27 protein-coding genes are annotated in these 23268 nt (G+C 64.5%); 14 read left to right on the top strand and 13 right to left on the bottom strand.

The annotated features are described in order from the left end of the window. Positions 1-19 precede the first annotated feature (19 nt). Positions 20-307 (bottom strand): GIY-YIG nuclease family protein, encoded by a 288-nt coding sequence (locus LB523_RS22800; RefSeq protein WP_140843464.1) that lies wholly within the window; start codon positions 305-307, stop codon positions 20-22. 249 nt (positions 308-556) lie between these two features. Between LB523_RS22800 and LB523_RS22795 the strand changes: the two genes are divergently transcribed. Both LB523_RS22795 and LB523_RS22790 read left to right on the top strand, forming a co-directional pair. Next, entirely contained in the window at positions 557-1798 is a 1242-nt protein-coding gene (locus tag LB523_RS22795; protein WP_224607178.1) for a D-amino acid dehydrogenase, read from the top strand. A gap of 41 nt (positions 1799-1839) precedes the next feature. After that, on the top strand, positions 1840-2646 hold the full coding sequence (locus LB523_RS22790; RefSeq protein WP_224607175.1) for an aspartate/glutamate racemase family protein: 807 nt from the start codon (positions 1840-1842) through the stop codon (positions 2644-2646). A gap of 426 nt (positions 2647-3072) precedes the next feature. On the opposite strand, the gene LB523_RS22785 is transcribed toward LB523_RS22790, so the two are convergent. Continuing rightward, on the bottom strand, positions 3073-3963 hold the full coding sequence (locus LB523_RS22785) for a LysR family transcriptional regulator (RefSeq protein WP_224607173.1): 891 nt from the start codon (positions 3961-3963) through the stop codon (positions 3073-3075). A 96-nt stretch (positions 3964-4059) separates the two neighbouring features. Between LB523_RS22785 and LB523_RS22780 the strand changes: the two genes are divergently transcribed. Continuing rightward, positions 4060-5055: an aldo/keto reductase gene (locus LB523_RS22780; protein ID WP_224607171.1), complete on the top strand. Its 996-nt coding sequence runs from the start codon at positions 4060-4062 to the stop codon at positions 5053-5055. Positions 5056-5086: 31 nt separating this feature from the next. Here LB523_RS22780 and LB523_RS22775 read toward each other — a convergent pair whose 3' ends face one another. From LB523_RS22775 to LB523_RS22745, 7 genes are all read right to left on the bottom strand, one after another. After that, a complete protein-coding gene (locus LB523_RS22775; protein ID WP_224607168.1) occupies positions 5087-5689 on the bottom strand; it encodes a nucleotidyltransferase family protein in 603 nt (200 codons plus the stop codon). A 42-nt stretch (positions 5690-5731) separates the two neighbouring features. Then, the gene (pheT, locus tag LB523_RS22770) at positions 5732-8140 is read right to left on the bottom strand and encodes a phenylalanine--tRNA ligase subunit beta (RefSeq protein ID WP_224607166.1); all 2409 of its coding nucleotides are present in this window, start codon (positions 8138-8140) and stop codon (positions 5732-5734) included. Continuing rightward, positions 8137-8574, bottom strand: a complete 438-nt coding sequence (locus tag LB523_RS22765) for a GFA family protein (RefSeq protein ID WP_224526030.1) — start codon at positions 8572-8574, stop codon at positions 8137-8139. Before LB523_RS22765 ends, pheT begins: the two co-directional genes overlap by 4 nt. Next, positions 8571-9668: a phenylalanine--tRNA ligase subunit alpha gene (gene pheS / locus LB523_RS22760; RefSeq protein ID WP_224526026.1), complete on the bottom strand. Its 1098-nt coding sequence runs from the start codon at positions 9666-9668 to the stop codon at positions 8571-8573. The genes LB523_RS22765 and pheS overlap by 4 nt, the downstream gene beginning before the upstream one ends. Positions 9669-9813: 145 nt before the next feature. Beyond that, the gene (gene rplT / locus LB523_RS22755) at positions 9814-10215 is read right to left on the bottom strand and encodes a 50S ribosomal protein L20 (protein ID WP_042637600.1); all 402 of its coding nucleotides are present in this window, start codon (positions 10213-10215) and stop codon (positions 9814-9816) included. 37 nt (positions 10216-10252) lie between these two features. Continuing rightward, positions 10253-10456 carry a 50S ribosomal protein L35 gene (rpmI, locus tag LB523_RS22750; protein WP_027166935.1) on the bottom strand — a complete coding sequence of 68 codons (204 nt, stop codon included), beginning with the start codon at positions 10454-10456 and terminating at the stop codon, positions 10253-10255. Between the two features lie 326 nt (positions 10457-10782). Further along, positions 10783-11430 carry a methyltransferase family protein gene (locus tag LB523_RS22745; protein ID WP_224607164.1) on the bottom strand — a complete coding sequence of 216 codons (648 nt, stop codon included), beginning with the start codon at positions 11428-11430 and terminating at the stop codon, positions 10783-10785. Here LB523_RS22745 and LB523_RS22740 point away from each other — a divergent pair. Next, on the top strand, positions 11429-11587 hold the full coding sequence (locus LB523_RS22740; RefSeq protein ID WP_176477052.1) for a hypothetical protein: 159 nt from the start codon (positions 11429-11431) through the stop codon (positions 11585-11587). The genes LB523_RS22745 and LB523_RS22740 overlap by 2 nt on opposite strands. A gap of 74 nt (positions 11588-11661) precedes the next feature. Here LB523_RS22740 and infC read toward each other — a convergent pair whose 3' ends face one another. Continuing rightward, positions 11662-12198, bottom strand: a complete 537-nt coding sequence (gene infC, locus LB523_RS22735; RefSeq protein WP_095767981.1) for a translation initiation factor IF-3 — start codon at positions 12196-12198, stop codon at positions 11662-11664. Between the two features lie 213 nt (positions 12199-12411). Between infC and LB523_RS22730 the strand changes: the two genes are divergently transcribed. The 4 genes from LB523_RS22730 to LB523_RS22715 all read left to right on the top strand — a co-directional run bounded on the left by LB523_RS22730 (position 12412) and on the right by LB523_RS22715 (position 15802). Continuing rightward, a complete protein-coding gene (locus LB523_RS22730) occupies positions 12412-13185 on the top strand; it encodes an alpha/beta hydrolase (RefSeq protein ID WP_224607162.1) in 774 nt (257 codons plus the stop codon). Next, positions 13185-14327, top strand: a complete 1143-nt coding sequence (locus tag LB523_RS22725) for a benzoate/H(+) symporter BenE family transporter (RefSeq protein ID WP_224607160.1) — start codon at positions 13185-13187, stop codon at positions 14325-14327. Before LB523_RS22730 ends, LB523_RS22725 begins: the two co-directional genes overlap by 1 nt. A gap of 116 nt (positions 14328-14443) precedes the next feature. Then, the gene (locus LB523_RS22720) at positions 14444-14923 is read left to right on the top strand and encodes a DUF2852 domain-containing protein (protein WP_095767983.1); all 480 of its coding nucleotides are present in this window, start codon (positions 14444-14446) and stop codon (positions 14921-14923) included. Between the two features lie 120 nt (positions 14924-15043). Then, the gene (locus LB523_RS22715; RefSeq protein ID WP_140843495.1) at positions 15044-15802 is read left to right on the top strand and encodes a M48 family metallopeptidase; all 759 of its coding nucleotides are present in this window, start codon (positions 15044-15046) and stop codon (positions 15800-15802) included. A gap of 82 nt (positions 15803-15884) precedes the next feature. Here the strand turns inward: LB523_RS22715 and LB523_RS22710 are convergent, their stop codons facing one another. After that, complete coding sequence (locus LB523_RS22710; RefSeq protein WP_224607157.1) at positions 15885-16100, bottom strand: hypothetical protein; 216 nt, start codon at positions 16098-16100, stop codon at positions 15885-15887. A gap of 110 nt (positions 16101-16210) precedes the next feature. Here LB523_RS22710 and LB523_RS22705 point away from each other — a divergent pair, with 110 nt between their 5' ends. The 6 genes from LB523_RS22705 to LB523_RS22680 all read left to right on the top strand — a co-directional run bounded on the left by LB523_RS22705 (position 16211) and on the right by LB523_RS22680 (position 22046). After that, positions 16211-16870 (top strand): phosphoribosylanthranilate isomerase, encoded by a 660-nt coding sequence (locus tag LB523_RS22705; RefSeq protein WP_224607154.1) that lies wholly within the window; start codon positions 16211-16213, stop codon positions 16868-16870. 26 nt (positions 16871-16896) lie between these two features. Then, positions 16897-18147, top strand: coding sequence for a tryptophan synthase subunit beta (gene trpB, locus LB523_RS22700; protein WP_224607151.1), 1251 nt, complete (start codon positions 16897-16899; stop codon positions 18145-18147). A gap of 2 nt (positions 18148-18149) precedes the next feature. After that, positions 18150-18989 (top strand): tryptophan synthase subunit alpha, encoded by an 840-nt coding sequence (gene trpA / locus LB523_RS22695; protein ID WP_224607148.1) that lies wholly within the window; start codon positions 18150-18152, stop codon positions 18987-18989. 94 nt (positions 18990-19083) lie between these two features. After that, the gene (accD, locus tag LB523_RS22690) at positions 19084-20010 is read left to right on the top strand and encodes an acetyl-CoA carboxylase, carboxyltransferase subunit beta (RefSeq protein ID WP_140843501.1); all 927 of its coding nucleotides are present in this window, start codon (positions 19084-19086) and stop codon (positions 20008-20010) included. Between the two features lie 237 nt (positions 20011-20247). Then, the gene (locus tag LB523_RS22685) at positions 20248-21573 is read left to right on the top strand and encodes a bifunctional folylpolyglutamate synthase/dihydrofolate synthase (RefSeq protein WP_224607145.1); all 1326 of its coding nucleotides are present in this window, start codon (positions 20248-20250) and stop codon (positions 21571-21573) included. Between the two features lie 53 nt (positions 21574-21626). After that, positions 21627-22046 carry a VOC family protein gene (locus LB523_RS22680; RefSeq protein WP_224607143.1) on the top strand — a complete coding sequence of 140 codons (420 nt, stop codon included), beginning with the start codon at positions 21627-21629 and terminating at the stop codon, positions 22044-22046. 36 nt (positions 22047-22082) lie between these two features. Here LB523_RS22680 and LB523_RS22675 read toward each other — a convergent pair whose 3' ends face one another. Next, a complete protein-coding gene (locus LB523_RS22675; protein ID WP_224607141.1) occupies positions 22083-22847 on the bottom strand; it encodes a TSUP family transporter in 765 nt (254 codons plus the stop codon). Between the two features lie 54 nt (positions 22848-22901). After that, on the bottom strand, positions 22902-23183 hold the full coding sequence (locus LB523_RS22670; protein ID WP_140546375.1) for a cupin domain-containing protein: 282 nt from the start codon (positions 23181-23183) through the stop codon (positions 22902-22904). Between the last annotated feature and the right edge of the window lie 85 nt (positions 23184-23268).

Below are 23268 nucleotides of genomic sequence, written 5' to 3'. Positions count from 1 at the left end.
CGCCACGGTGCAGAACGGTTCACCAGCCAATCCCGCGGAAGAGCTCGAACCATTCCGGGTTGGCATTCTCTATCAGCTCGACCTTCCATCGGCGAGGCCACCGCTTCAATGACGTCTCACGCTGAATGGCATCGGTGATGTCGAAATATTCTTCGTACCAGACCAGACGCTGCACGCCGTAGCGGCTGGTAAAGCCGGAGCCTTGGCCGGACTTATGCTCAGGCATCCGGCGAGCAAGGTCGTTGGTGACGCCGATATAGATCGTGCCGCCTTTCTGGCTTGCGGTCATGTAGACGTAGCCTGTCATGTGGCGATCTTAGCTGGCGCCATTACCACCGCTATTCTGGACCGTTGCATTCTATGGCCAAGGTCACGGCATGGATTCTAGGGTCTACGCGCGTCGCTTCGCTCCTTGCTCCGCCCTAGAATGACGAAGCGCCATTTGCAATCGCCCTGACTACGAGGCGCGCTGTCCCGCCGACATCTCTCCATGTGTGCCATTGCAGGCTGCAGCCTACACCTTACAGTGAGCCAACTTGCGATCTCCGGAGGCGCCATGCGCGTGATCGTGTTGGGTGGCGGCGTGGTCGGTGTCACCACGGCCTATCAGCTGCAGAAGGACGGGCACGAGGTCGTCATCCTCGAGCGGCGCGCCGAAGTCGCCGCCGAAACCAGCTGGGGCAATGCCGGCATGATCGCGCCGGGGCATTCCTTCGTCTGGTCGTCGCCCAAGGCGCCGATGATCCTGTTGAAATCGCTGGTGCTGAAAGACCAGGCGCTGCGCTTCAAGCTTTCGGCCGATCCTCGGCTCTACAGCTGGTCCTGGCTGTTCCTGATGGAATGCACGGCCGAGAAAGCCAGGCGCAACACGCTGCTCAAGCATCGGCTCGCCGCCTATTCGCAATCCGTCCTGCACGAGGTCGTCGCCGACGAGGCGATCGAATACGACCGCAACGATCGCGGCATCCTTTATTTCTATCGCAGCCAGCAGGCGCTCGACAAAGGCGTCGAGCATATGAAGCTGCTGGAATCCGACGGCCAGCTGATCAAGGTGCTCGACCGCGACGCCATCGTCGCCCTCGATCCGGCGCTGGCTTCCACCAAGGAAAAAATCGCCGGCGGCATCCATTGTCCGACCGACGAGACCGGCGATCCGGCGAAATTCACCCGCGCGCTGGCGGCAAAAGTGGTCGCGCGCGGCGGCGAGATCCGCACCGGCACGACCATCACCGGCATCGAGACGTCCGGCGACGATGTCGCCCGGGTGCTGACCGACAAGGGAAGCGTCAAGGGCGACGCCTATGTGCTGGCGCTCGGCTCCTATAGCCCGCTGGTCGCGAGCACCGTCGGCATCAGCTTGCCGATCTATCCGATCAAAGGCTATTCGCTGACCATTCCGATCGGCAACCGTCCGGCGCCGCCGACCATCGCCGCGATCGACGAGCACAATCTGGTCGCCGTGTCGCGCTTCGGCGACCGGCTGCGCGTCACCGCCACGGCCGAGTTCGCCGGCTACGACACCAGCCACAAACCGGCCGATTTCGCCTTCATGAAAGGGGTGACCGAGGAGCTCTATCCCGAAGGTGCCGACTACGACCGCGCCGAGATGTGGGCGGGCCTGCGGCCGATGACGCCCAACAATCTCCCCGAATTCGGCCGGCGCCGTCTCAGCAATCTCTATCTCAATACCGGGCACGGCCATATCGGCTGGACCATGTCGCATGGCTCGGCCCGCATTACCGCCGACCTGATCGCCGGCCGCAAGCCGGCGATCTCGATGGACGGACTTTTGAACTGAGAGCATGATCCCGGAGGGGATCGAGCAGGAAAGGGAATGCCATGTCTGTCAGCGCGGCCGCTACCCGCCCGCAATCGCCAGGGCCAATCGATTTGGGCGTCCTTCCGTCGGAGATCGACGGCGGCCTCGCCTCGCGCGCGGCGATCGGCTTGGCGATCCTTGCCACCGACCAGACGCTGGAGCACGAGTTTCGCGCGCTGATCCGCATTCCGGGCGTCGCCTTCTACGAGGCGCGCCTGTTCAACGACAACGACATCACGCCCGACACCCTGCGCGCCATCGGCCCGCGCATCGCGCCGACCGTCGATCTGATCCTGCCCAGCATCCCGCTCGACGTCGTCGGCTTCGGCTGCACCTCGGCCACCATGACGCTCGGCGAGGAAGCCGTCTTCGCCGAGATCCGCAAGGCGCGGCCGGGCGTCGCCTGCACCACCCCGGTCACCGGCGCGTTGGCCGCCTTCAAGGCGCTCGGCGCCAGGGGCATCGGCCTGCTGACCCCTTATGCACCCGAGATCAACCAGGGCCTTGTCCGCTATTTCACCGGCCGCGGCCTCGACATATCAGCCGTCGCCACTTTCGACCGGCGCGACGACCGCGAGGCGGCTCGCATCTCGCTTGCCTCGATCGAGGCGGCGGCTGAGACCATGGCCGCCGTGCCGGGGGTGGAAGCGATCTTCATCTCCTGCACCAGCCTGCGCGTGGCGGAAGCGGTCGCCGAGCTGGAGCGGCGCATCGGCATTCCCGTCACCTCCTCCAACCACGCCATGGCCTGGCACTGCCTGCGGCTTGCCGGCATCGATGACGTCGTGCCGGCCGGCGGCCGGGTGTTTGCGCTACCGGCTGTTTGATTGGTGCTTGGCGCATGCATTGTCCAATGTAGCGCTGGTCGACCCCCACTCCGTCTCGGCTTCGCCGAGCCACCTCTCCCCCGATCGACGGGGTAGAGGAAAGGCGCCAAGCCTTTTGCCGTCAACGCCCGTCCGGCAAGGCTCCCTTCCTTTCCCTCCGGAGGGGGGAAAGGTGGCGCTGCGAAGCAGCGACGGATTGGGGGAACCACCTGGCAATCAAGCCTCGGCCTGCAGTCGCGCCAGTCACAGAAGATGTGTGCATAGCGTAGCCACATTCTGGAGGGAGGAAACGCCAACCGCCGAGATTGCGGCCTCGAAAAGCCTGGCTTTCCTCTCCGCCATGAACATGGGTGAGAGGTGAACGCGCAGCGGCCGGAGTGGGGGCTGGCGCTGCCATATGCGATTTACCCTGCCCACTTGGGGGTGCTATCCGCTCACCTTGAAGAAATCCACGAACGCCCTGAGCGCCGGGCGCATTTGCCGGCGGCTCGGATAATAGACGAAGAAGCCGTCGAAGGACGGGCACCAGTCCTCCAGCACGCGGATCAACCTGCCCTCGGCGAGCGGTGCCCGCACATAGGGCTCGAAGACGAAGGCAAGCCCGGCGCCGTCGACTGCCGCCTGGGCGATAAGATGGTCCTCGTCGAGGATCAGCGGTCCTTCCACCGCGATCTCGATTTCCTCGCCGTCCTTCTCGAACTCCCAGCGATAGAGAATGCCGCTGGAAAAACGGAAGCGGATGCAGCGATGGCCTGCGAGATCGCGCGGATGGTCGGGCTTGGGCATGGAAGCGAAATAGGACGGCGCTGCGACCACCGCGCCGCGGATGTCGGGCCCGATCCGCACCGCGATCATGTCACGCTGCAGGCTTTCACCGAGCCTGACGCCGGCGTCGAAGCCGCCCTCGACCACATCGGTGAAGCGATCCTCGATGACGATCTCCAGCACGATGTCGGGATAGGCGGTGGCAAAGGCGCCGAGCCGCGGCGTCAGCACCAGATGCGCGGCGGTGCGCGGTACGCTGAGCCTGAGATTGCCGGCCGGCCGGTCGCGCGCCTCGACCGCCGTTTCCAGCGCGAGGTCGATCTCGGACAGGGCCGGCCGCAGCCGTTCCAGAAGCTGCGCGCCTTCCTCGGTCGGCGCGACGCTGCGCGTGCTGCGCGCCAGCAGCCGCACGCCGAGCCGTGCTTCCAGGCTCGACACCGCATGGCTCACCGCCGACGGCGCGATGCCGAGCTCGCGGGCGGCGCCGCGGAAGCTGGCGCATTGGGCGACCGCGGCCAGCACGGCGAGTTGCGAGAGGTTCGTCCGATTCATCGTTCTATTTTATAGAGCAACCCGTACAAAAGAGAAAGAATTATCGAACGCATCGCGAGGCGCTATCTCTCCCCCATCGCAACAAGGAGATGCGCCATGAAAACCCGCAAACTTGGAACTGAACTCGAAGTCTTCCCCGTCGGCCTCGGCTGCATGGGCATGAGCTTCGGCTATGGCGGCCAGCCGGAGGCGGAAGCGATCGCCACGCTGCGCCGCGCCGTCGAGATCGGCGTGACCTTCTTCGATACGGCCGAAGTCTATGGTCCATACGAGAACGAGATCCTGCTCGGCAAGGCGCTGAAGCCGGTGCGCGACAAGGTGACGATCGCCACCAAATTCGGCTTCAAGATTTCCGAGCACGGCGAGGGCACCGACCGCATGGTCGGCGTCGACAGCCGCCCCGAGCACGTCAAGGCGGTGGCCGAGGCCTCGTTGAAGCGGCTGAACACCGACGTGATCGACCTCTATTACCAGCACCGCGTCGATCCGAACGTGCCGATCGAGGACACGGTCGGCGCCATGGCGGAATTGGTGCGCGAAGGCAAGGTCCGGGCGCTGGGCCTGTCGGAGGTGAGCGGCGCGACGCTGCGCCGGGCGCATGCCGTGCACGCGATCGCCGCGGTGCAGAGCGAATATTCGCTGTGGAGTCGCGATCCCGAGGATGAGGTGTTCGACGTCTGCCGCGAGCTCGGCATCGGCTTCGTCCCCTACAGCCCGCTCGGCCGCGGCCTGCTCACCGGCGCGATCGCCAAGCCGGACGCGCTCGGCGCCGGCGACTGGCGCCTCACTCTGCCGCGCTTCCAGGCCGAGGCGATGGAAGCCAACAACGCGGTCATCGCAGTGCTGGAGAAGATGGCGGCGCAGAAGGGCGTGACAGCGGCGCAGCTGGCGCTCGCCTGGGTGCTGCATCAGGGCGATTTCATCGTCCCGATCCCCGGCGCAAGGAAGATACGCCACCTTGAGCAGAACACGGCGGCGGCGAATATCGGGCTGAGCGCGGCCGAGGTCGCGGCGATCGGTGATGCGCTGTCGCCCGACAAGGTGGTCGGCAAGCGCTATACGGAGGAACTGCTGGCGCTGGTGAACGGGTGAGCGACAATGGAAGGGGCGCTTCGGCGCCCCCCTACCACGGCACCACCTCGATCTCCGGCCAATACTCCTGCGCCCTTCTCCCCTTCGCCTCGTGCGTCCGCTGGTTGTCCAGCACCCGGTTCGGCGTGATGCGAAACGAAAAAAGATCGTCGAGCCCGAACGGTGCCACCAGCTCCAAAGCTCCGTCGGCGTCGTACCGCACCCCGACCGCATGCGTCTTCGACGCGAAATAGCTCACCGACTCGCTGGCGCTCGCATAACGCGGGCACTCCTGCCCGAACTTCACCGGATACCACAAATGCACCCGCGCCTGGTTGCGCACCTCGACCGGCAGCGCCATCCCCGCGAAATGCCCTGCCGCCCGGCGGATCACGGCATCCTCGGCCTCGTAGGACAAGTCGGCGTCGTCGAAATAGAACAGGTCGACGTCCTTGATGCCGTAGCCCGGCGGCTTGCCGGTCAGGTGGTTCCAGACGCTGTTGTAGAGCGCGCCGGAAACCACCAGCCAGTCGGGAAGCGCAAGCTCGCGCACACGCGCCAGCGTTTCATCCTGCAGCGGATCGGCCGCGATGATGGCCAGGAAGGCAGCGCGCTGTTCCTCGAAGGGAAGGCCGGAATAGCGGAGATGGTGCATCGCCCTTTGGAGAGCGATTCGCCACGCTCCGGCAATCCCAAACTACGCCCTCAGCACGCCGCCCGTCTGTTTGTTGACGTTCTCAACGATACGTCTTGCGAGCGCCTCGAAATCCTCGTCGGTCAACGTCTTTTCGACCGGCTGGATCGACACCTCGATGGCGATCGACTTCTTGGCCGTCCCCAGCGAGGCGCCTTCGAAGACGTCGAACACCGAAACGCCGGTGACCAGCTTCTTGTCGGCGGCCAAAGCTGCCCGCACCAGCGTGCCGGCCTCGACCGTCTTGTCGACGACGAAGGCGAAGTCGCGCTTCACCGCCTGGAACGGCGAGAGCTCCAGCTTCGGCTTGGTGCGCGTCGGCTTGGCCTTCGGCTCCGGCACGGCGTCGACGAAAACCTCGAAGCCGCAGATCGGACCTGACGCGTCCAAGCCGTCCAGCGTCCTCGGATGGAACTCGCCGAAAGTGCCGAGCACCGTCTTTGGCCCGAGCTTGATCGTGCCGGAGCGTCCCGGATGATACCAAGCCGGGCCGCCGGGCTCGATCTGCAGCCGGTCGACCGGCGCGCCGCAGGCTTCGAGCGCCGCGAGCGCGTCCGCCTTGGCGTCGAACACGCCCACCGGCCCGGCATTGCCGGACCAGCTGCGGCCCGAGCCGTCGAGCTTGGCCGTGCCGCGCCGCACGCCGGCGGCGACGCGCCGCTGCTGGTCGGCGCCATCGCCTTCATAGGTGCCCGAAACCTCGAACAGCGCCACATCGCCGATGCCCTTGTCGGCATTGCGCTGCGCGGCCGCGATCAGCCCCGGCAGCAGCGACGGCCGCATGTCGGACATGTCTGCGGCGATCGGGTTGGCGAGCTTGAGCGCCGTCTGGCCGCCGCCGAACAGCTCTGCATGTCTGGCGGGAATGAACGACCAGGTGACGGCCTCCATCATGCCGCGCACGGCGAGCGCGCGCTTGGCGGCGCGGGTGCGCACCTGCAGCGTGGTCAGGATCTTGCCGTTGACCGCGTCATGCGAGGTAAGCGGCTGGGCCAAGATGTTGTCGACGCCATGTATGCGCATCACCTCCTCGACCAGGTCGGCCTTGCCGTCGACATCCGGCCGCCAGGACGGCACCTCCACCTTGACGACGTCGCTCAATCCTTTCGGCTCGAAGCCGAGCCGGGTCAGGATGCCAAGGGCTTCCTCCCTAGGCACCTCTATGCCGGTCAGCCGCTTCACTTCCGACAGCGGGAAGGAGACGATTTTCGGCTTGTGGCCGGCATAGCCGGCAACCTCGATTTCAGAAGGCGTGCCGCCGCAGAAATCGAGCACCAGCTTGATCGCCAGCTCGACGCCCGGCACCATGAATTCGGGATCGACGCCGCGCTCGAAGCGGTAGCGCGCGTCGGTGATGATGCCGAGCGCGCGGCCGGTGCGGGCCGTGGCGATCGGATCCCAGAGCGCCGATTCGATCAGCACGTCGGTGGTGTTCTCGTCGCAGCCCGAACGCTCGCCGCCCATGATGCCGGCGATCGATTCCACGCCATTGTCGTCGGCGATCACGCACATCTCCGGCGTCAGCGTGTATTCGCGCCCGTCAAGCGCCAGCACCTTCTCGCCGTCCTTGGCGCGCCGCACCACGAGATTGCCGCCGACCTTGGCGGCGTCGAAGACATGCAGAGGCCGCCCGCGGTCGAAGGTGACATAGTTGGTGATGTCGACAAGCGCGCTGATCGGCCTGAGCCCGATGGCGATCAGCCGCTGCTGCAGCCATTTCGGCGACGGGCCGTTCTTGACGCCCTTCACCAGCGCCAGCGCGAAGCCGGGGCAGAGTTCCGGCGCCTCGATCTTCACCTTGACCGGGCACAGGCCTTCGCCGGCATGCGGCATGATCCCGCCGCCGGTGAGCCGGCCAAGCCCGCTCGCCGCAAGGTCGCGCGCGACGCCGTAGACGCTGGTCGCATCCGGCCGGTTCGGTGTCAGATTGATTTCGATGACCGGATCGTCGAGATGCGCGTAGGCGGCGAAGCTGGTGCCGACCGGCGCATCCTCAGGCAAATCGATGATGCCGTTATGCTCGTCTGAGATTTCCAGCTCACGCTCCGAGCACATCATGCCGTGGCTCTCGACGCCGCGGATCTTGCCGACCGAGAGCGTCACGTCGATGCCGGGAACATAAGTGCCGGGCGCGGCGAAAGCGCCGATCATGCCCGCGCGGGCATTGGGCGCCCCGCATACCACCTGAACCGGCGCGTTGCCGTCGCCGGTGTCGACGGTCAGCACGCGCAGCCGGTCGGCATCGGGATGCTGCACAGCGGTTAGCACTTTCGCGATGACGAAGGGCTTCAGGCCGGCCTTGTCATCGACATGCTCGACTTCGAGACCGATCGCGGTCAGCCGCTCGACGATCTCGGCAAGCGAGGCGTCGGTCTCGAGATGGTCCTTAAGCCAGGAGAGGGTGAATTTCATGACTGTGTTTCCGAGGGTCTTTGTTCTTCGGGCCGGGGCACGCTGGTCTTCAGCTCGCGCGGCAGCGCGTCGGGCATGTGCAGGAAGGGCAATTGCTCGCGCACATGCGCATGCACTGTCGGCCTGAAATAGGCCGGCATGTCCATGGCGCCGAGCATGAAATAGATCTGGTTGTCGAGCCGCTGATCGAGATAGGCGATCGGCGAGCCGCAGATGCCGCAGAACGTGCGCTCCACCGGGCCGTTGCGATAGCTTTTCAGCGATTTGCCGTTGAGCGCGACCTGATCGGCCATGAAGCCGACAAAGGCCGACACCGGCGCGCCGCTGGCGCGCCGGCAATCGCCGCAATGGCAATAGCTGATGTGGTGCGGCTCGGCCGAGGCCTCGAACCGCACCGCGCCGCAGCGACAGCCCCCGGTGTGGGGTGCGGTCATGTCGATAGCCCCCCGAACAGCGTCGGCAGGTCGAGCGGCCGGAAGCCGTAATGCGACAGCCAGCGCACGTCGGCGTCGAAGAAGGCGCGCAGGTCCGGCATGCCGTATTTCAGCATGGCGATGCGGTCGATGCCCATGCCCCAGGCAAAGCCCTGATATTCGTCAGGATCGAGCCCGCCGGCGCGCAGCACGTTGGGATGCACCATGCCGCAGCCCAGTATCTCCATCCAGTCGGAGCCTTCGCCGAAGCGCACTTCACCGGGACGCGAGCGGTCGCACTGGATATCGACCTCGAGACTGGGCTCGGTGAACGGGAAGAAGGACGGACGGAAGCGCATCTTGACCGACGGCACCTCGAAGAAGGCCTTGCAGAACTCCTCCAGCACCCACTTCATGTTGGCGACGTTGGCTGATTTGTCGACCACCAACCCCTCGACCTGATGGAACATCGGCGAGTGCGTGGCGTCGGAATCCTGCCGGTAGGTCTTGCCGGGGATGACGATGCGGATCGGCGGCTTCTGCTTCTCCATGGTGCGGATCTGCACGGGCGAGGTGTGGGTGCGCAACAGCTTGCGCTCACCCTTCTCGTCCGGCTGGAAGAAGAAGGTGTCGTGCATCTCGCGCGCCGGATGTCCCTCGGGAAAATTCAGCGCGGTGAAATTGTAATAGTCGGTCTCGATATCGGGGCCTTCGGCGATGGCGAAGCCGAGATCGCCGAAGATCGCCGCGATCTCGTCGATCACCTGGCTGATCGGATGAATGCGGCCGCGCTCGGCCGGCGATTGGCGAACGGGGAGCGTGACGTCGACCTTCTCAGCCGCGAGCCGGGCCGCGATCGCCACATCCTTCAGTTCCGCCTTGCGCTGGGTGAGCGCTTCGGTGACGCGGTTCTTCAGGCCGTTGATCGCCGGCCCCTTCACCTGGCGCTCCTCGGCGCTCATTGCGCCCAGCGTCTTCAGCATTTCGGAGACGGAACCCTTCTTGCCCAGCGCCGAGACGCGCACCGCCTCGATCGCGGCCTCGTCCGCCGCCGCCGCGATTTCGGCGAGCAACGAGCCTTCCAGGGCTTCAAGATTTCCAGCAGTGGCGTTCACGGCGAAGCTCTCTCGGTCGGGCGACTGTCACCATTTTGGTTTCGTCGTCGCCATTTTGGTTACATCAGGCATAAGAAAAACCCGCGCCAGCCGTGCCAGCGCGGGTTCCCCAAATCAGAATTGCGTATGCTTGGGAAGCGCTGGCTTAGGCGACAGCGCTCTCAAAAGCATTCGGCGTGGTGTTCTTCAGATATTCGAGCGCGACCTTGGCCTTGGCGACCAGCGCAGCGAAAGCCTGCGGCTCGTGGATGGCCATGTCCGAAAGGACCTTGCGATCGATTTCGATGCCGGCCTTGTTGAGGCCGTCGATGAAACGGCCATAGGTCAGGCCATGCTCGTGGGTCGCGGCGTTGATGCGCTGGATCCACAGCGCGCGGAACGAGCGCTTGCGGTTCTTGCGGTCGCGGTAGGCGTATTGCAGCGACTTCTCCACCGCCTGCTTGGCGATGCGGATGGTGTTCTTGCGGCGGCCGTAGAAACCCTTGGCGGCCTTCAAAACCTTCTTGTGCTTGGCGTGGGCGGTAACGCCTCTCTTTACGCGTGCCATGTCATGATCTCCTTAAAACGTTGTCCAAGCCGAGGGATTAGAGGCCGTTCGGCAGAAAATTCTTGATGACCTTCTTGCCGTCCGGTTCAGCCAGAACCATCGTGCCGCGGGCATCGCGAATGAACTTGTTGGAACGCTTGATCATGCCGTGGCGCTTGCCGGCGGCAGCCGACAGCACCTTGCCGGTGGCAGTAATCTTGAACCGCTTCTTGGCGGCCGATTTGGTCTTCATCTTGGGCATTTTGCTACTCCGTATTGGTGGCGCACCATCGCGCTTCTTGTCTCGCTTCGGGCCGACCAAAGCCCGAAAAGCAAATGAAACCGCCACGGCATGCCCTGCCGGGCGGTTTTCTTGGAACGGCGGTCCTATAGATCAAAGATGGCCGGCGTGCAACACCTCGCCGTGCGACGCGCTGTCCCGCTGGGTAGGGTGGTTGAGATTCAGGTCAGGCCGAGTCGAAAATGGTGGCTTCCGAGAACCGGAGCGGAGCGTACTTAAAGTACGTGAGCACCGGAAGCGCAGGAAGCCGCCATTTTCGACTCGGCCTGACCTGAAGATCACCGTTCCTAAGGCAACGTGAACCACACCGGCAGCATCCCCGACTGCTGCATGCCGTCGATCAGCTCAAAGGCGGGCAGCGCCACCAGGAAAACCAGGCCGTCGAGCAGCGTGTTCAAGAGCAGGCGCGGCCTGAAGCTGCCGGTATCGCCTTCCTGGTAGAGCGCAAGGTTCGGGAAGAACCGCGGCACTTTGGCCAGATACGCCTGGTAGGGCGCGCCGAGCAGTTCCTTCAGATAACGCTCCTCCCGCAGGATGACGATGTGGAAGGCGCCGGCGCAGAGCAGCGAGAACAGGATGATGCCGCTGAACGAGCCGATCTGCGCCCCGACCCCGGCGGCAGCCAGGGTCGAAAACAAATAGAGCGGGTTGCGGGTGATCGAATAGGGTCCGCCGGTGACCACCTCGGCCGATTTGCGCCCGCCGATATAAAGCGTCGACCACAGCCGCCCGACAATGCCGAGAAAGATCAAAAGCACGCCGAACATCTCGATCGACTCGTGCACGGACGTGTCCGGGGGAAAGGAAGACTGGCCGAACAGAAGCGCGCAGAACAGCGCCACGATCAGCACCGCCAGCACGATCCGGCGCATGTGCTGGTAGCCGCCCAACCCCTCAGTCTGGTTGTCGGCTGAGACCTTCACTTCATCGACCATGACCCATCCGATCGTCGATTGGTTCGCGATCGGCAAAAGCCGATCGTCGATTGCTCGCGATCGCGAAGGGATCGTCGAGGTGGCTGGCGATCGGGCTGAAAACAGGCGCCCCGCCGATCGTCGGGACGCCGTGCCCGGCAATTCGGGCGGATTTTAGAGCGGGATACAAAGAGCCCGGCAACTCTCGAAACCGTGATGGACGCGACGCTTTGGCGGCCGCGCCATCCCTGGTCAGCGCGGCGCCAGAACCATCATCATCTGGCGGCCTTCGAGCTTCGGCTCCGCCTCGACCTTGGCGATCGTCGCAACTTCCTCGCGCACCTTGTTCAGAAGCTGCATGCCAAGTTCCATATGCGCCATCTCGCGGCCGCGGAAGCGCAGCGTCAGCTTGACCTTGTCGCCTTCCTCGAAGAAGCGCCGCACGGCCTTCATCTTGGTCTCGTAGTCATGGCTGTCGATGTTCGGGCGCATCTTGATCTCCTTGATCTCGATGACCTTCTGGTTCTTGCGCGCTTCGGCCGCCTTCTTCTGGTTGGCGTATTTCAGCTTGCCGAGATCGAGGATCTTGACGACGGGCGGCACCGCATTGGGCGAAATCTCGACGAGATCGAGCCCGGCCTCTTCGGCCAGCAGCAACGCGTCGTTGATGGAAACATCGCCTCGGTTCTGGCCGTCGGCGTCGATAAGCTGGACCCGGGGCACCCGGATGTCTCGGTTGGAGCGCGGCCCGTCCTTGGTGGGTGCCGCTGCTTTGAAAGGTCTGCGAATGGTCGTGGTCTCCTCGGCCGTTTCGTTCTGGGTTCTTTAGACAAAAGTAGGTGGACGCGCCTATGTGGGAAGCGCGGGGCGTGAGTCAATAGCATAGCCGCGCCGCAAAATCACCTGCTGCCTGGTAATTGTCTGCACCAAGCAAAGAAACGCCGCGAGCACTTTTCGTTGAACCACCGCCTGTGCCAAAAGACCGGCGGGAAGGACAAGCTCATGGCCGCCAGCGCTCCGGTTTTCATCGATGTGGACGGGTCGGGCATCGCCGTCAGGCAGGTGCCGGGCGCGGCGCCCGGCGTGGTCTGGCTCGGCGGCTACAAGTCCGACATGCAGGGCACGAAGGCGCAGACGCTTGCCGCCTGGGCTGCGAGCGAAGGCCACGCCTGTCTGCGCCACGACTATTCTGGCCATGGCGAGTCGGGCGGCGAATTCGCCGACGGCACGATCTCGAAGTGGTTGGCCGAGAGCCTCGCCGTCTTTCGCCGGTTCAGCAAGGGCAAGCAGGTATTGGTCGGCTCCTCGATGGGGGCGTGGATCGCGTTGCGCATGGCGCAGGAACTGCGCAAGGCGGGCGACATGAGGGTTGCCGGCCTGGTGCTGCTCGCCCCGGCGCCTGATTTCACCGTCGAGCTGATCGAGCCGGTGCTGACTGACGCGCAGCGGCAGGATCTGAGGGAAAAAGGCTTCTTCGCCGAGCCGTCCGACTATTCGGACGAACCTTATATCTACACGCGCGCGCTGATCGAGGACGGCCGCGCCAATCGGGTGATGACCGGGCCGATCGACACCCATTGCCCGGTGCACATCCTGCAGGGCCTGGCCGATCCGGACGTGCCGTCCGGCCATGCCTTGAAGCTCGCATCCATGCTGCCGGCCGACGATGTGACGCTGTCGCTGATCCCGGACGGCGATCATCGCCTGTCCCGCCCCGAGGATCTCGACATGCTCAAACGGGCCGTCGGCGACATGGTCAGGCGGGCGGCCGAATAATGCGCGTCTCCATCCCGATATCCGCCTTCGTCGCGGCGATCGTCGGCTTCGGCGGCACTCTGGCCCTGGTCATTGCCGCCGCCGAGGCGGTCGGCGCCACGCAGATCGAGACCGCGAGCGGCGTGACGGCGATCTGCCTGGCCATGGTCGTTGAGTGTCTGTGGTTGTCCTGGCGCACCAAGATGCCGGTCATCACCGCCTGGTCGACGCCCGGCTTGGCGCTGATCGCGGCCTCCAGCGGATTTACGATGCCGCAGGCCGTCGGCGCCTTCATGGTCACCGGCGTCCTTCTGGTCGCCACCGGCCTGTTCAAGCCGTTGACCAGACTGATCGCGAAAATCCCGGCCTCGGTCGCGTCCGGCATGCTGGCAGGCATTCTGGTCAGCTTCGCCGTCAATGCGGTGAAGGCCATTCCCGCCGACCCTTGGCTGATCCTGCCGCTGATCGCCGCCTTCTTCGTCATCCGCCTGTTCAATCCGGCTCTGTCGGTGCTGGTGGTGCTGATCGGCGGCGGCCTCGCCGCTTTCCTCACCGGCCGCGTCGGCAGCCTGCCGGCGCCGGAACTGTCGACATTGACATTGATTGCGCCGCAATTCACCGCATCGGCGATCATCGGCCTCGCCCTGCCTCTCTATCTGGTCACCATGGCCTCGCAGAACCTTTCCGGTCTCGCGGTGCTGCGCGCCGCGGGCTATCATCCGGAGCCTGGTCCGCTGATCGGCGTCACCGGTCTGTTTTCGCTGCTCTCGGCGCCGTTTGGCGCCGCGACCACCAATCTTGCAGCCATCTCGGCCGCAATCTGCACCGGCCCCGATGTCCATCCCGACCCGGCCGAACGCTGGAAGACCGGCCCGTTCTACGCGCTCGCCTATCTCATCTTCGCGATCTTCGGCGCCTCGCTGGTGGCGATCTTCGCCGTCCTGCCGCAAAGCCTGATCGTGCTGGTCGCGGGGCTCGCCTTGACGGCGCCCTTGGCCAACGCGCTGTCGATCGCGCTGAAGGACGAGGCCGAACGCATGCCGGCCACCGTCACCTTCGCCGCGACGGCTTCGGGGCTCACGCTCTTCGGCGTCGGCGCGGCATTTTGGGGGCTGGTCGCCGGAATGGCGGTGCTTTTCCTGGAGAAACTCAAAAAGCGATAATCATTTCAGGTGCTTCGCCGGTTTTGGCGGGGTTTGTCTTGAATCGCCGATTTCGCCTTCCCATTTCGATTCCACGCAGCCGGTTTGGCTGTCTCCAATGGAAGGATTGGGAGAAAATGAACACAAGTGCATTGATCCGTCCGGCCTGGACGCCGGCCACCATCGCGCTGATGGTCATCGGCTTCATGGTGTTCTGGCCGCTCGGCTTCGCCATGCTCGCCTACATCATCTGGGGCGATCGGTTGGAAGGCTTCAAGCGCGACGTCAACCGCGCCACGGACGGCATCTTCGCCGGTTGCCGTCGTCGCTCCGAGAAGGCGGCCCGCTGGGGCCACGGTTCGGCCCGCACCGGCAACGTCGCCTTCGACGATTGGCGCGAGAAGGAGCTGGAGCGCCTCGCCGAGGAGCGCCGCAAGCTCGACGAGATGCTCTCCGAGTTCGACGAGTACGCCCGCGAACTGCGCCGCGCCAAGGACCAGGAAGAGTTCGACCGCTTCATGGCCAACCGCAACAAGTCGACCGCGCCGAGCTCGACCGGCTCGAGCGACAAGGCGGGTCCGGAGGGCGGCAAAGGCACCAACCTGCTCGACGACTGAGATCCGGCGACACGTCTCGGTATGATAAGCGGCGTCGCGTTCAGCGGCGCCGTTTCTTTTTTGTTCTCTATGTAGCTTCCCTCCACTGGCCGTTTTTTTCGAATCGCGTATCGTCCAGCCATGACCCTCGGCTTCCTTCGCAACCTGACCAAGCCAAAGCCCACGCCTGTCGTCGAGCGCGAGCATTGCGTCGCCGGCCGCACGCTGCCGCTCAAGATCGTTGAGAGCGCCAGGGCCCGGCGGCTCACGCTGCGCATCGATTCCGGCGGCCAAGGCCTGCGCGTCACCGTGCCGCCCGGCCTGCGCCGCGGCGAGGTGGAGAAATTCCTCGACCGCCACCAGGACTGGCTGGAGCAGCGGCTGGCCAAGGTGCCGACGAGGCCGCAGGTGCGCCCGGGCATCCGGATCCCGATCCGCGGCGTGCCGCACCGCATCGTGCACGAGCCTTCGAGGCGCGGCACCGTCACCGTCGCGCGCGACGATCGCGGCCCGCTCCTGATCATCCACGGCGAGCGCATCCATTTGCCGCGCCGCATCGCCGACTATCTCAAGCGCGAGGCCAAGAAGGAGATCGAGAAGCTGGTGGTCAAGCACACCGAAACGATCGGCAAGCGCGCCAAGGCGATAAGGTACAAGGATACCTCCAGCCGCTGGGGGTCATGCACCTCGGAGGGCAATCTCTCCTTCTCGTGGCGCATCATGATGGCGCCGCCGGCGGTGATAAACTACCTCGTGGCGCATGAGGTGGCGCATCTCAAGGAGATGAACCACGGCCCGAAATTCTGGAAGTTGTGCGAAAAACTCTGCCCGGATACCGACCGCTGCAAGGACTGGCTGAAGCGCAACGGCGGCGCGCTGCAAGCGATTGTTTTTGAGTAACTCCTCTGATGTTGCGCGCGGATGCGCGCGCGCAACATCTAGACGCCGAGTTCCTTCGCGCCGGGTTCACGGCATAAGCAGTTCAATCGTCATTCGCCGCGTTCAGCTCCTCCGGCCGCAGTCCTTCCTCGGAGTGCGGCCACGGCAAAAAATCCCGGTCGAACGTATCGCTGCCGAAATATTCCAGCGCGCGGTGCGCCTCGGCGCCGTTGAAGGCGGCCTTGTCCATCAGATGCACGATCACCTCGCGCGCCTGCGCGATCTTCTGCTTCAGTTCGGCGACGGTCCGGTCGGCCATGATTATTCTGCTCCCGCCTGTGGTTCCTATATGAAGGTAGTGTTTTCCGCCGGACCGGCAACAGCATGCTTTTTCTCGACTCTTTTCCCGTTTCGTGCCAAGCCCGCGCCATGACGCTCGACATCAAGATCTGCGGATTGAAGACCGACGCTGCGATGGCCGCCGCGCTTGCGGGCGGCGCCAGCCATGTCGGCTTTATTTTCTTCGCCAAGAGCCCGCGTTATGTCGAGCCCGCCGAGGCCGGCCGTTTGCGTCAGGCGGCGCGCGGCAAGGCCCTGGCGGCAGCCGTCAGCGTCGACGCCGATGATGGCTTTCTCGACGAGATCGTCGCGAAAATGCAGCCCGACATGCTGCAAATGCATGGTTCGGAAACGCCTGAGCGCGTGGCCGAGATCAAGGCGCGTTACGGGCTGCCGGTGATGAAGGCGCTGCCCATCAGCGAGGCGGCGGATCTCGACCGCATAAAACCCTTCATCGGCATCGCCGATCGCTTCCTTCTGGATTCCAAGCCGCCGAAGGGGTCGCAATTGCCGGGCGGCAATGGCGTTTCCTTCGACTGGCGCATCCTTGCCGGCCTTGACGCCGGGCTCGATTACATGCTTTCCGGTGGGCTCAACGCCGCCAATATCGGCGATGCCCTGAGACAGGCCGACCCGCCCGGAATAGACGTTTCGTCCGGCGTGGAAAGCGCTCCGGGCATCAAGGATCCGGCGCTGATCGAGCAGTTTTTCCGGGCCGTCAGGGCCGCGCGCGACGACCGCGCCGCCTGAATACAATTCACATCAGGAGATCGGCGATGAACAAGCCGGCAATGCCCAATTCCTTCCGTACCGGGCCCGACGAGCAGGGCATGTTCGGCATTTTCGGCGGCCGCTTCGTCGCCGAGACGCTGATGCCGCTGATCCTCGATCTGGAAGAGCAGTGGAACAAGGCCAAGACCGATCCCGAGTTCAAGGCCGAGCTGCAGAACCTGTCCACCCACTATGCCGGGCGGCCGTCGAAGTTGTATTTCGCCGAGGGCCTCACAAAGCATCTTCGTGAGGTTTCCTCGGCCAAGGGCCTCGGAGGCGGCGCAAAAGTCTATTTCAAGCGCGAGGACCTCAACCACACCGGCTCGCACAAGATCAACAACTGCCTCGGCCAGATCCTGCTCGCCAAGCGCATGGGCAAGAAGCGCATCATCGCCGAGACCGGCGCCGGCCAGCATGGCGTCGCCTCGGCTACCGTCGCGGCGCGCTTCGGCTATCCTTGCGTCGTCTACATGGGCGCCACCGATGTCGCCCGCCAGAGCCCGAATGTCTTCCGCATGAAGCTGCTCGGCGCCGAGGTGCGGCCGGTCACCGCCGGTCACGGCACGCTGAAGGACGCCATGAACGAGGCCCTGCGCGACTGGGTCACCAATGTCGAGGACACCTATTACCTGATCGGCACCGCCGCCGGCCCGCACCCCTATCCGGAACTGGTGCGCGACTTCCAGTCGGTGATCGGCACGGAAGCCCGCGCCCAGATGCTGGAGCAGGAGGGCCGGCTGCCCGACGTCATCATCGCCGCCGTCGGCGGCGGGTCCAATGCCATCGGCCTGTTCCATCCCTTCCTCGACGACAAGGATGTGCGCATCATCGGCATCGAAGCCGGCGGCCGCGGCCTCGACGGCATCGAGCATTGCGCCTCGATGAGTGCCGGCAAGCCCGGCGTGCTGCACGGCAACCGCACCTATCTGTTGCAGAACTCGGACGGCCAGATCCTCGACGGCCATTCGATCTCGGCCGGCCTCGATTATCCCGGCGTCGGCCCCGAGCATTCCTGGCTGCGCGATTCCGGTCGCGTCCAGTATGAGCCGATCCTCGACGACGAGGCGCTGGAAGCCTTCCAGCTCACCACCCGCGTCGAAGGCATCATCCCGGCGCTGGAATCGGCGCATGCCATCGCCCATGCGATGAAGATCGTGCCAAAGATGGACAAGGACCAGATCGTCATCGTCAATCTGTCCGGCCGCGGCGACAAGGACGTGCACACGGTGGCGAACATGCTGGGCATGGAGATCTGACAATGACCACCCGCATCGACCGCCGTATGGCGAAGCTCAAGGCCGAAGGCCGCCCGGCTTTGGTCACCTATTTCATGGGCGGCGACCCCGATTACGACACCTCGCTGTCGATCATGAAGGCGCTGCCGATCGCCGGCGCCGACATTATCGAGATGGGAATGCCCTTCTCCGACCCGATGGCCGACGGCCCGGCGATCCAGGCCGCCGGCTTGCGCGCGCTGAAGGGCGGCCAGACCCTGGTCAAGACGTTGAAGCTGGCGGCCGACTTCCGCGCCGGCGACGACGAGACGCCGATCGTGCTGATGGGCTACTACAATCCGATCTACATCTATGGCGTCGACCGCTTCCTCGCCGACGCCAAGGCGAGCGGCATCGACGGACTGATCGTCGTCGACCTGCCGCCGGAGATGGACGAGGAGCTTTGCATTCCGGCGCTGAAGGCCGGCGTCAACTTCATCCGCCTGGCGACGCCGACCACCGACGACAAGCGCCTGCCCAAGGTTTTGGAAAACACCTCCGGCTTCGTCTACTACGTCTCGATGACCGGCATCACGGGCTCGGCCTTGGCCGACACGGGCAAGGTAGCCGCGGCCGTCAACCGCATCAAGGGCCACACCGACCTGCCGGTCTGCGTCGGCTTCGGCGTCAAGACCGTCGAGCAGGCGCGTGTGATCGGCGCCAATGCCGACGGCGTCGTCGTCGGCACCGCGATTGTCAATGCGGTCGCCAATGTGCTCGGCCCCAAGGGCGACAAAACAGCCGATCCGGCCGAAGCCGTCGCCACTTTGGTCAGCGGTCTTGCCCAGGGCGTCCGCTCGGCCCGCCTTGCTGCTGCCGAATAGCCCGACTATTTGTTCTTGAGCAATTCCGGCCGGAAAACCCCACAGACTTTCCCTGGAATTGCTTGAAGTCCTTTCCAGGACAGGAGCCGAAGCCATGAACTGGATCACCAATTACGTCCGCCCGAAGATCAATTCGATGCTCGGCCGGCGCACCGACATGCCGGAAAACCTCTGGATCAAGGATCCCGAGACCGGCGAGATGGTCTTCCACAAGGATCTCGAATCCAACCAGTTCGTCATCCCGGCTTCCGGCCACCACATGAAGATCTCGGCCAAGGAGCGGCTGAAATATTTCTTCGATGACGGCAAATACGAGGTGCTGGAAAACCCGAAGGTCGTCCAGGACCCGCTGAAGTTCCGCGACGAGAAGCGCTACACCGACCGCCTGAAGGAGGCCAAGGCCAAGACCAACCTCGAGGATGCGATCCTCAACGGGGCCGGCACCATTGACGGGCTGCCGGTCATCGTCACCGTGCAGGACTTCGCCTTCATGGGCGGCTCGCTCGGCATGGCCGCCGGCGAAGCCATCGTGCATGCTTTCGAGGTCGCGCTGCAGCGCAAGCGGCCGCTGATCCTGTTCGCCGCTTCCGGCGGCGCCCGCATGCAGGAAGGCATCCTGTCGCTGATGCAATTGCCGCGCACCACGATCGGCGTCGACCGGCTGAAGGAAGCCGGCCTGCCCTATATCGTGGTGCTGACCAACCCGACCACCGGCGGCGTCACCGCCTCCTACGCCATGCTGGGCGACGTCCATATCGCCGAGCCCGGGGCGCTGATCGGCTTTGCCGGCCCGCGCGTCATCGAGCAGACCATCCGCGAAAAACTGCCCGACGGTTTCCAGCGCGCGGAGTATCTGATGGAACACGGCATGGTCGACATGGTCGTGTCGCGCCTCGAGATGCGCCGGACCATTTCCCGTCTCTTGAAGATGCTGCTCAAGATGCCGGAGGCCGAGAAGCCGCTGGAGCCGGAGATCCTGCCGCCGGCGGTGGTCAATGCCGAGGCGCGCGCGCAAGCCTGACGCGATATCGGCTTGACGCGACATCGCTCGCCGCGAACCGCGAGTTGCGCCGCCTGTTGCGTGCTGTAGCCTCTGATTTGCGCACGGCTCGTTCGAACCGATTCCCGGTTTCGGGAACCGCCCGCCAAAGCAATTCCAGGAAAAGTGTGGAACGGTTTTCCGTTCGGAATTGCGCCAACAAAAAAGAGAGAGCGGTTCTGCATTCCATGAGATGATGAACCGCTCTAGGATTCCATCATGACAACGCTTTCCGCCGAACGCGAAATCGAACATCTGATGACGCTGCATCCGAAAGGCTTTGACCTTTCGCTGGACCGCGTCACGGGGCTTCTCGAGCGCCTCGGCAATCCGCAGGATCGGCTGCCGCCGGTCATCCACATCGCCGGCACCAACGGCAAGGGCTCCTGCGCCGCCTTCGCGCGCGCGCTGCTGGAGGCCGCCGGCCACCTTGTCCACGTCCACACCTCGCCGCATCTGGTAAACTGGCATGAGCGCTACCGGCTGGCGGCCGAAGGCGGCGGCAAGCTCGTCGAGGACGATATTTTCGCCGAGACCATTGCGCGTGTCGCCGAGGCCAATGGCGGCCAGAAGATCACCGTCTTCGAGATCCTCACCGCCGTCACTTTCATCCTGTTTTCGGAGCATCCGGCGGAGGCGGCGATTATCGAGGTCGGCCTCGGCGGCCGCTTCGACGCCACCAATGTCATCAAGCGGCCGGCCGTTTCGGTGATCATGCCGATATCGATGGACCATGAAGCCTATCTCGGCGACCGGGTCGAGCTGATCGCCGCCGAGAAGGCCGGCATCATGAAGCGCGGCTGCCCGGTGGTGATCGGCGCCCAGGAAAGCGACACTGCGCTTCAGGTGCTGATCGAGTCGGCCGAGCGGCTGGATTGCCCGACCGTGGTCTATGGCCAGGATTTCCTCGCCTTCGAGGAAAACGGCCGCATGGTCTATCAGGACGGGGACGGGTTGATGGACCTGCCTTCGCCGCGCCTGCCGGGGCGCCATCAATACGCCAATGCCGCGGCGGCGATCGCGGCCGTCAAGGCGGCCGGTTTCGAGATCGGCCACCGCGCCGCCGAGCGGGCGATGACCCATGTCGCCTGGCCGGCACGCATGCAGAAGCTGACCCAAGGCAAATTGGTTGACCTGGCGCCGAAGGGCGCCGAGATCTGGCTGGACGGCGGCCACAACCCCGGCGCCGGCATCGTCGTCGCCGAGGCGCTGGCCGAGCAGGAGGAAAAGAACCCGAGGCCGCTGGTCCTGATCTCCGGCATGATCAACACCAAGGACCAGACCGGCTATTTCAGTGCCTTCAAGGGGCTTGCCCGCCACGTCTATACCGTGCCGGTGACCAGCAGCGACGCCGGCGTTCCCAACGACGAGCTGGCCTTGCGTGCCGAAGAGGCCGGCCTGTCGGCCGAGCCGGTCAGCTCCGTCGCCAACGCGCTGATGCTGTTGCGCGACTCTTGGGACGGCCCGGCGCCGCGCATCCTGATCGGCGGCTCGCTCTATTTCGCCGGCGCCGTGCTGGCCGAAAACGGCACGCCGCCGACCTGAGGCGAAACCGGGACAGCATTGCGGATTTCGGCGGGGGCCGAAAGGAACCGGCCATGATCAAGGTGAAGCAGCTCGCCCATGTTTGCATCTTCGCGCACGACCTGGAGGCGACGCGCGGCTTCTACCGCGATGTTCTCGGCATGGACACGCGGTTCAATTTCCTGCGCGACGGCAAGATCTTCGGCTTCTACATAGACTGCGGCGGCCGCAGCCATGTCGAGGTGTTCGAGAAACGTGAATCCAGCTACAGCGAGGCAAACCAGATCAACCACTTCTGCCTCGAGGTGGAAGACATCGATGCGGCGATCCTTCATATCCGGTCGAAAGGCGTCGCGGTCACGCCAAAGAAGCTTGCCTGCGACGACACATACCAAGCCTGGATCGCCGACCCCAACGGCGTAAAGATCGAGCTGTTCGAATACACCGCCAAAAGCGCGCAATTCACCGGCGGCGACCGTGTCGCCGACTGGTAAATTGGAGCGACACGTCGCCCGCATGAGCAGTTGAAGTTAGACGGCAAGGTGCATCGCGGCAGGCAGTGCCAGCGAGAGCCCTGACAGGAAAAGCAGAACAAAGACGATCTTTCGCATTGTCCCTTGCGACAATGACGGTGGCCAGCGGCGTGCCGCATAGGTCATCAGCATTACGGCCGGTATGGCGACGACGAGCGCGACAGGCGACATGGTCGGCAGGTTGCCGCTTGCCGTCACCAGGATAAGCCGCACCACCTGCGCGGCGCCGAAAGCGGCGACCAGCGTTTCGCGGACACAGTTGTGCGGCATTGGCTGGCGAAAGAGATGATAAACGAGCGGTGGGCCGCCGGTCGCAAACAGCCCACTCATCAGGCCCGAAACGACACCGAAGCCGACGAAACTCGCGTCCGACGACCGTTTTGCCAAGCCGGCAGGCCTGATGGCCAGTTGCAGGCTGGACATCATGATGACCAGACCGAGTCCGATTTTCAGCAGGTCGGCCCGCGTGTCCGCCAGCCATTCCAGCAGGGCATACCCCAAGAGCAGCGAAGGGAGGCTTGCGACCAGGATAAGCCGCAGCTCCCGGCGCGCAATCTCGCGCCAGCCGCCTTGGATCAGCATCTGCGTGGCATTGACCAGGGTCAGCATGCCGACCATGGCGGCGGCGTCGGGCAGCGGCAGCAAGCCGACAAGCGCAATCGCGCCCATCATCACCAGGCCGAAGGCGAAGCCCGTCAGAGTCTGGACATAAGCGGCCACCGCCGCAAAACCGGCAAAGGCGAGGAGAGGCGTTAGACCCACGACATCCCGCACGAGGCCGGAAAGGGACCGTGCAAGCCGGCAATCACGGCCGGCCTACTTCAGCTCGATTTCGATGAAGGCATACTCGCCGTCATTGGCATTGATGACGTCGTGCTCGACGCCTTCCCGGCGGAAATAGGGCGCGCCTTGCTTCATCTCGGCGAAGGATTCGCCGTCCTTGGTCACCAGCTTCACCTTGCCGTCCATCAGCGGCACGACGACATAGTCGTGGCCATGGCGGTGCCAGCCGGTGTTGGCGCCCGGCGCGAAGCGGTATTCGGTGACGATGACGCGCTCATTGTCGACGTGAACTATGGCCTTGGCGGTTCCGGTCATGGAGCTCTCCCTTTCCTGCGAACAGAGAACACGGAGTGCCCGCAGGCGAGAGCCAGAGCGCGACGAGCCATGACGCCAAAGAAAA

It is taken from the genome of Mesorhizobium sp. ESP-6-4, from assembly GCF_020164735.1.
In the GTDB taxonomy this organism is placed as follows: domain Bacteria; phylum Pseudomonadota; class Alphaproteobacteria; order Rhizobiales; family Rhizobiaceae; genus Mesorhizobium.
The sequence above is the reverse complement of the archived record's forward strand: the minus strand, read 5'-3'. Positions and strand labels throughout refer to the sequence as shown.

Excerpts from the sequence above, each read along its gene's own strand:
- LB523_RS22800 (WP_140843464.1), bottom strand. The coding sequence starts at position 307 with ATGACAGGCTACGTCTACATGACCGCAAGCCAGAAAGGCGGCACGATC.
- LB523_RS22795 (WP_224607178.1), top strand. The coding sequence starts at position 557 with ATGCGCGTGATCGTGTTGGGTGGCGGCGTGGTCGGTGTCACCACGGCC.
- LB523_RS22790 (WP_224607175.1), top strand. The coding sequence starts at position 1,840 with ATGTCTGTCAGCGCGGCCGCTACCCGCCCGCAATCGCCAGGGCCAATC.
- LB523_RS22785 (WP_224607173.1), bottom strand. The coding sequence starts at position 3,963 with ATGAATCGGACGAACCTCTCGCAACTCGCCGTGCTGGCCGCGGTCGCC.
- LB523_RS22780 (WP_224607171.1), top strand. The coding sequence starts at position 4,060 with ATGAAAACCCGCAAACTTGGAACTGAACTCGAAGTCTTCCCCGTCGGC.
- LB523_RS22775 (WP_224607168.1), bottom strand. The coding sequence starts at position 5,689 with ATGCACCATCTCCGCTATTCCGGCCTTCCCTTCGAGGAACAGCGCGCT.
- pheT (WP_224607166.1), bottom strand. The coding sequence starts at position 8,140 with ATGAAATTCACCCTCTCCTGGCTTAAGGACCATCTCGAGACCGACGCC.
- LB523_RS22765 (WP_224526030.1), bottom strand. The coding sequence starts at position 8,574 with ATGACCGCACCCCACACCGGGGGCTGTCGCTGCGGCGCGGTGCGGTTC.
- rplT (WP_042637600.1), bottom strand. The coding sequence starts at position 10,215 with ATGGCACGCGTAAAGAGAGGCGTTACCGCCCACGCCAAGCACAAGAAG.
- rpmI (WP_027166935.1), bottom strand. The coding sequence starts at position 10,456 with ATGCCCAAGATGAAGACCAAATCGGCCGCCAAGAAGCGGTTCAAGATT.
- LB523_RS22740 (WP_176477052.1), top strand. The coding sequence starts at position 11,429 with ATGACCCATCCGATCGTCGATTGGTTCGCGATCGGCAAAAGCCGATCG.
- LB523_RS22745 (WP_224607164.1), bottom strand. The coding sequence starts at position 11,430 with ATGGTCGATGAAGTGAAGGTCTCAGCCGACAACCAGACTGAGGGGTTG.
- LB523_RS22730 (WP_224607162.1), top strand. The coding sequence starts at position 12,412 with ATGGCCGCCAGCGCTCCGGTTTTCATCGATGTGGACGGGTCGGGCATC.
- LB523_RS22725 (WP_224607160.1), top strand. The coding sequence starts at position 13,185 with ATGCGCGTCTCCATCCCGATATCCGCCTTCGTCGCGGCGATCGTCGGC.
- LB523_RS22720 (WP_095767983.1), top strand. The coding sequence starts at position 14,444 with ATGAACACAAGTGCATTGATCCGTCCGGCCTGGACGCCGGCCACCATC.
- LB523_RS22715 (WP_140843495.1), top strand. The coding sequence starts at position 15,044 with ATGACCCTCGGCTTCCTTCGCAACCTGACCAAGCCAAAGCCCACGCCT.
- LB523_RS22710 (WP_224607157.1), bottom strand. The coding sequence starts at position 16,100 with ATGGCCGACCGGACCGTCGCCGAACTGAAGCAGAAGATCGCGCAGGCG.
- LB523_RS22705 (WP_224607154.1), top strand. The coding sequence starts at position 16,211 with ATGACGCTCGACATCAAGATCTGCGGATTGAAGACCGACGCTGCGATG.
- trpB (WP_224607151.1), top strand. The coding sequence starts at position 16,897 with ATGAACAAGCCGGCAATGCCCAATTCCTTCCGTACCGGGCCCGACGAG.
- trpA (WP_224607148.1), top strand. The coding sequence starts at position 18,150 with ATGACCACCCGCATCGACCGCCGTATGGCGAAGCTCAAGGCCGAAGGC.
- accD (WP_140843501.1), top strand. The coding sequence starts at position 19,084 with ATGAACTGGATCACCAATTACGTCCGCCCGAAGATCAATTCGATGCTC.
- LB523_RS22685 (WP_224607145.1), top strand. The coding sequence starts at position 20,248 with ATGACAACGCTTTCCGCCGAACGCGAAATCGAACATCTGATGACGCTG.
- LB523_RS22680 (WP_224607143.1), top strand. The coding sequence starts at position 21,627 with ATGATCAAGGTGAAGCAGCTCGCCCATGTTTGCATCTTCGCGCACGAC.
- LB523_RS22670 (WP_140546375.1), bottom strand. The coding sequence starts at position 23,183 with ATGACCGGAACCGCCAAGGCCATAGTTCACGTCGACAATGAGCGCGTC.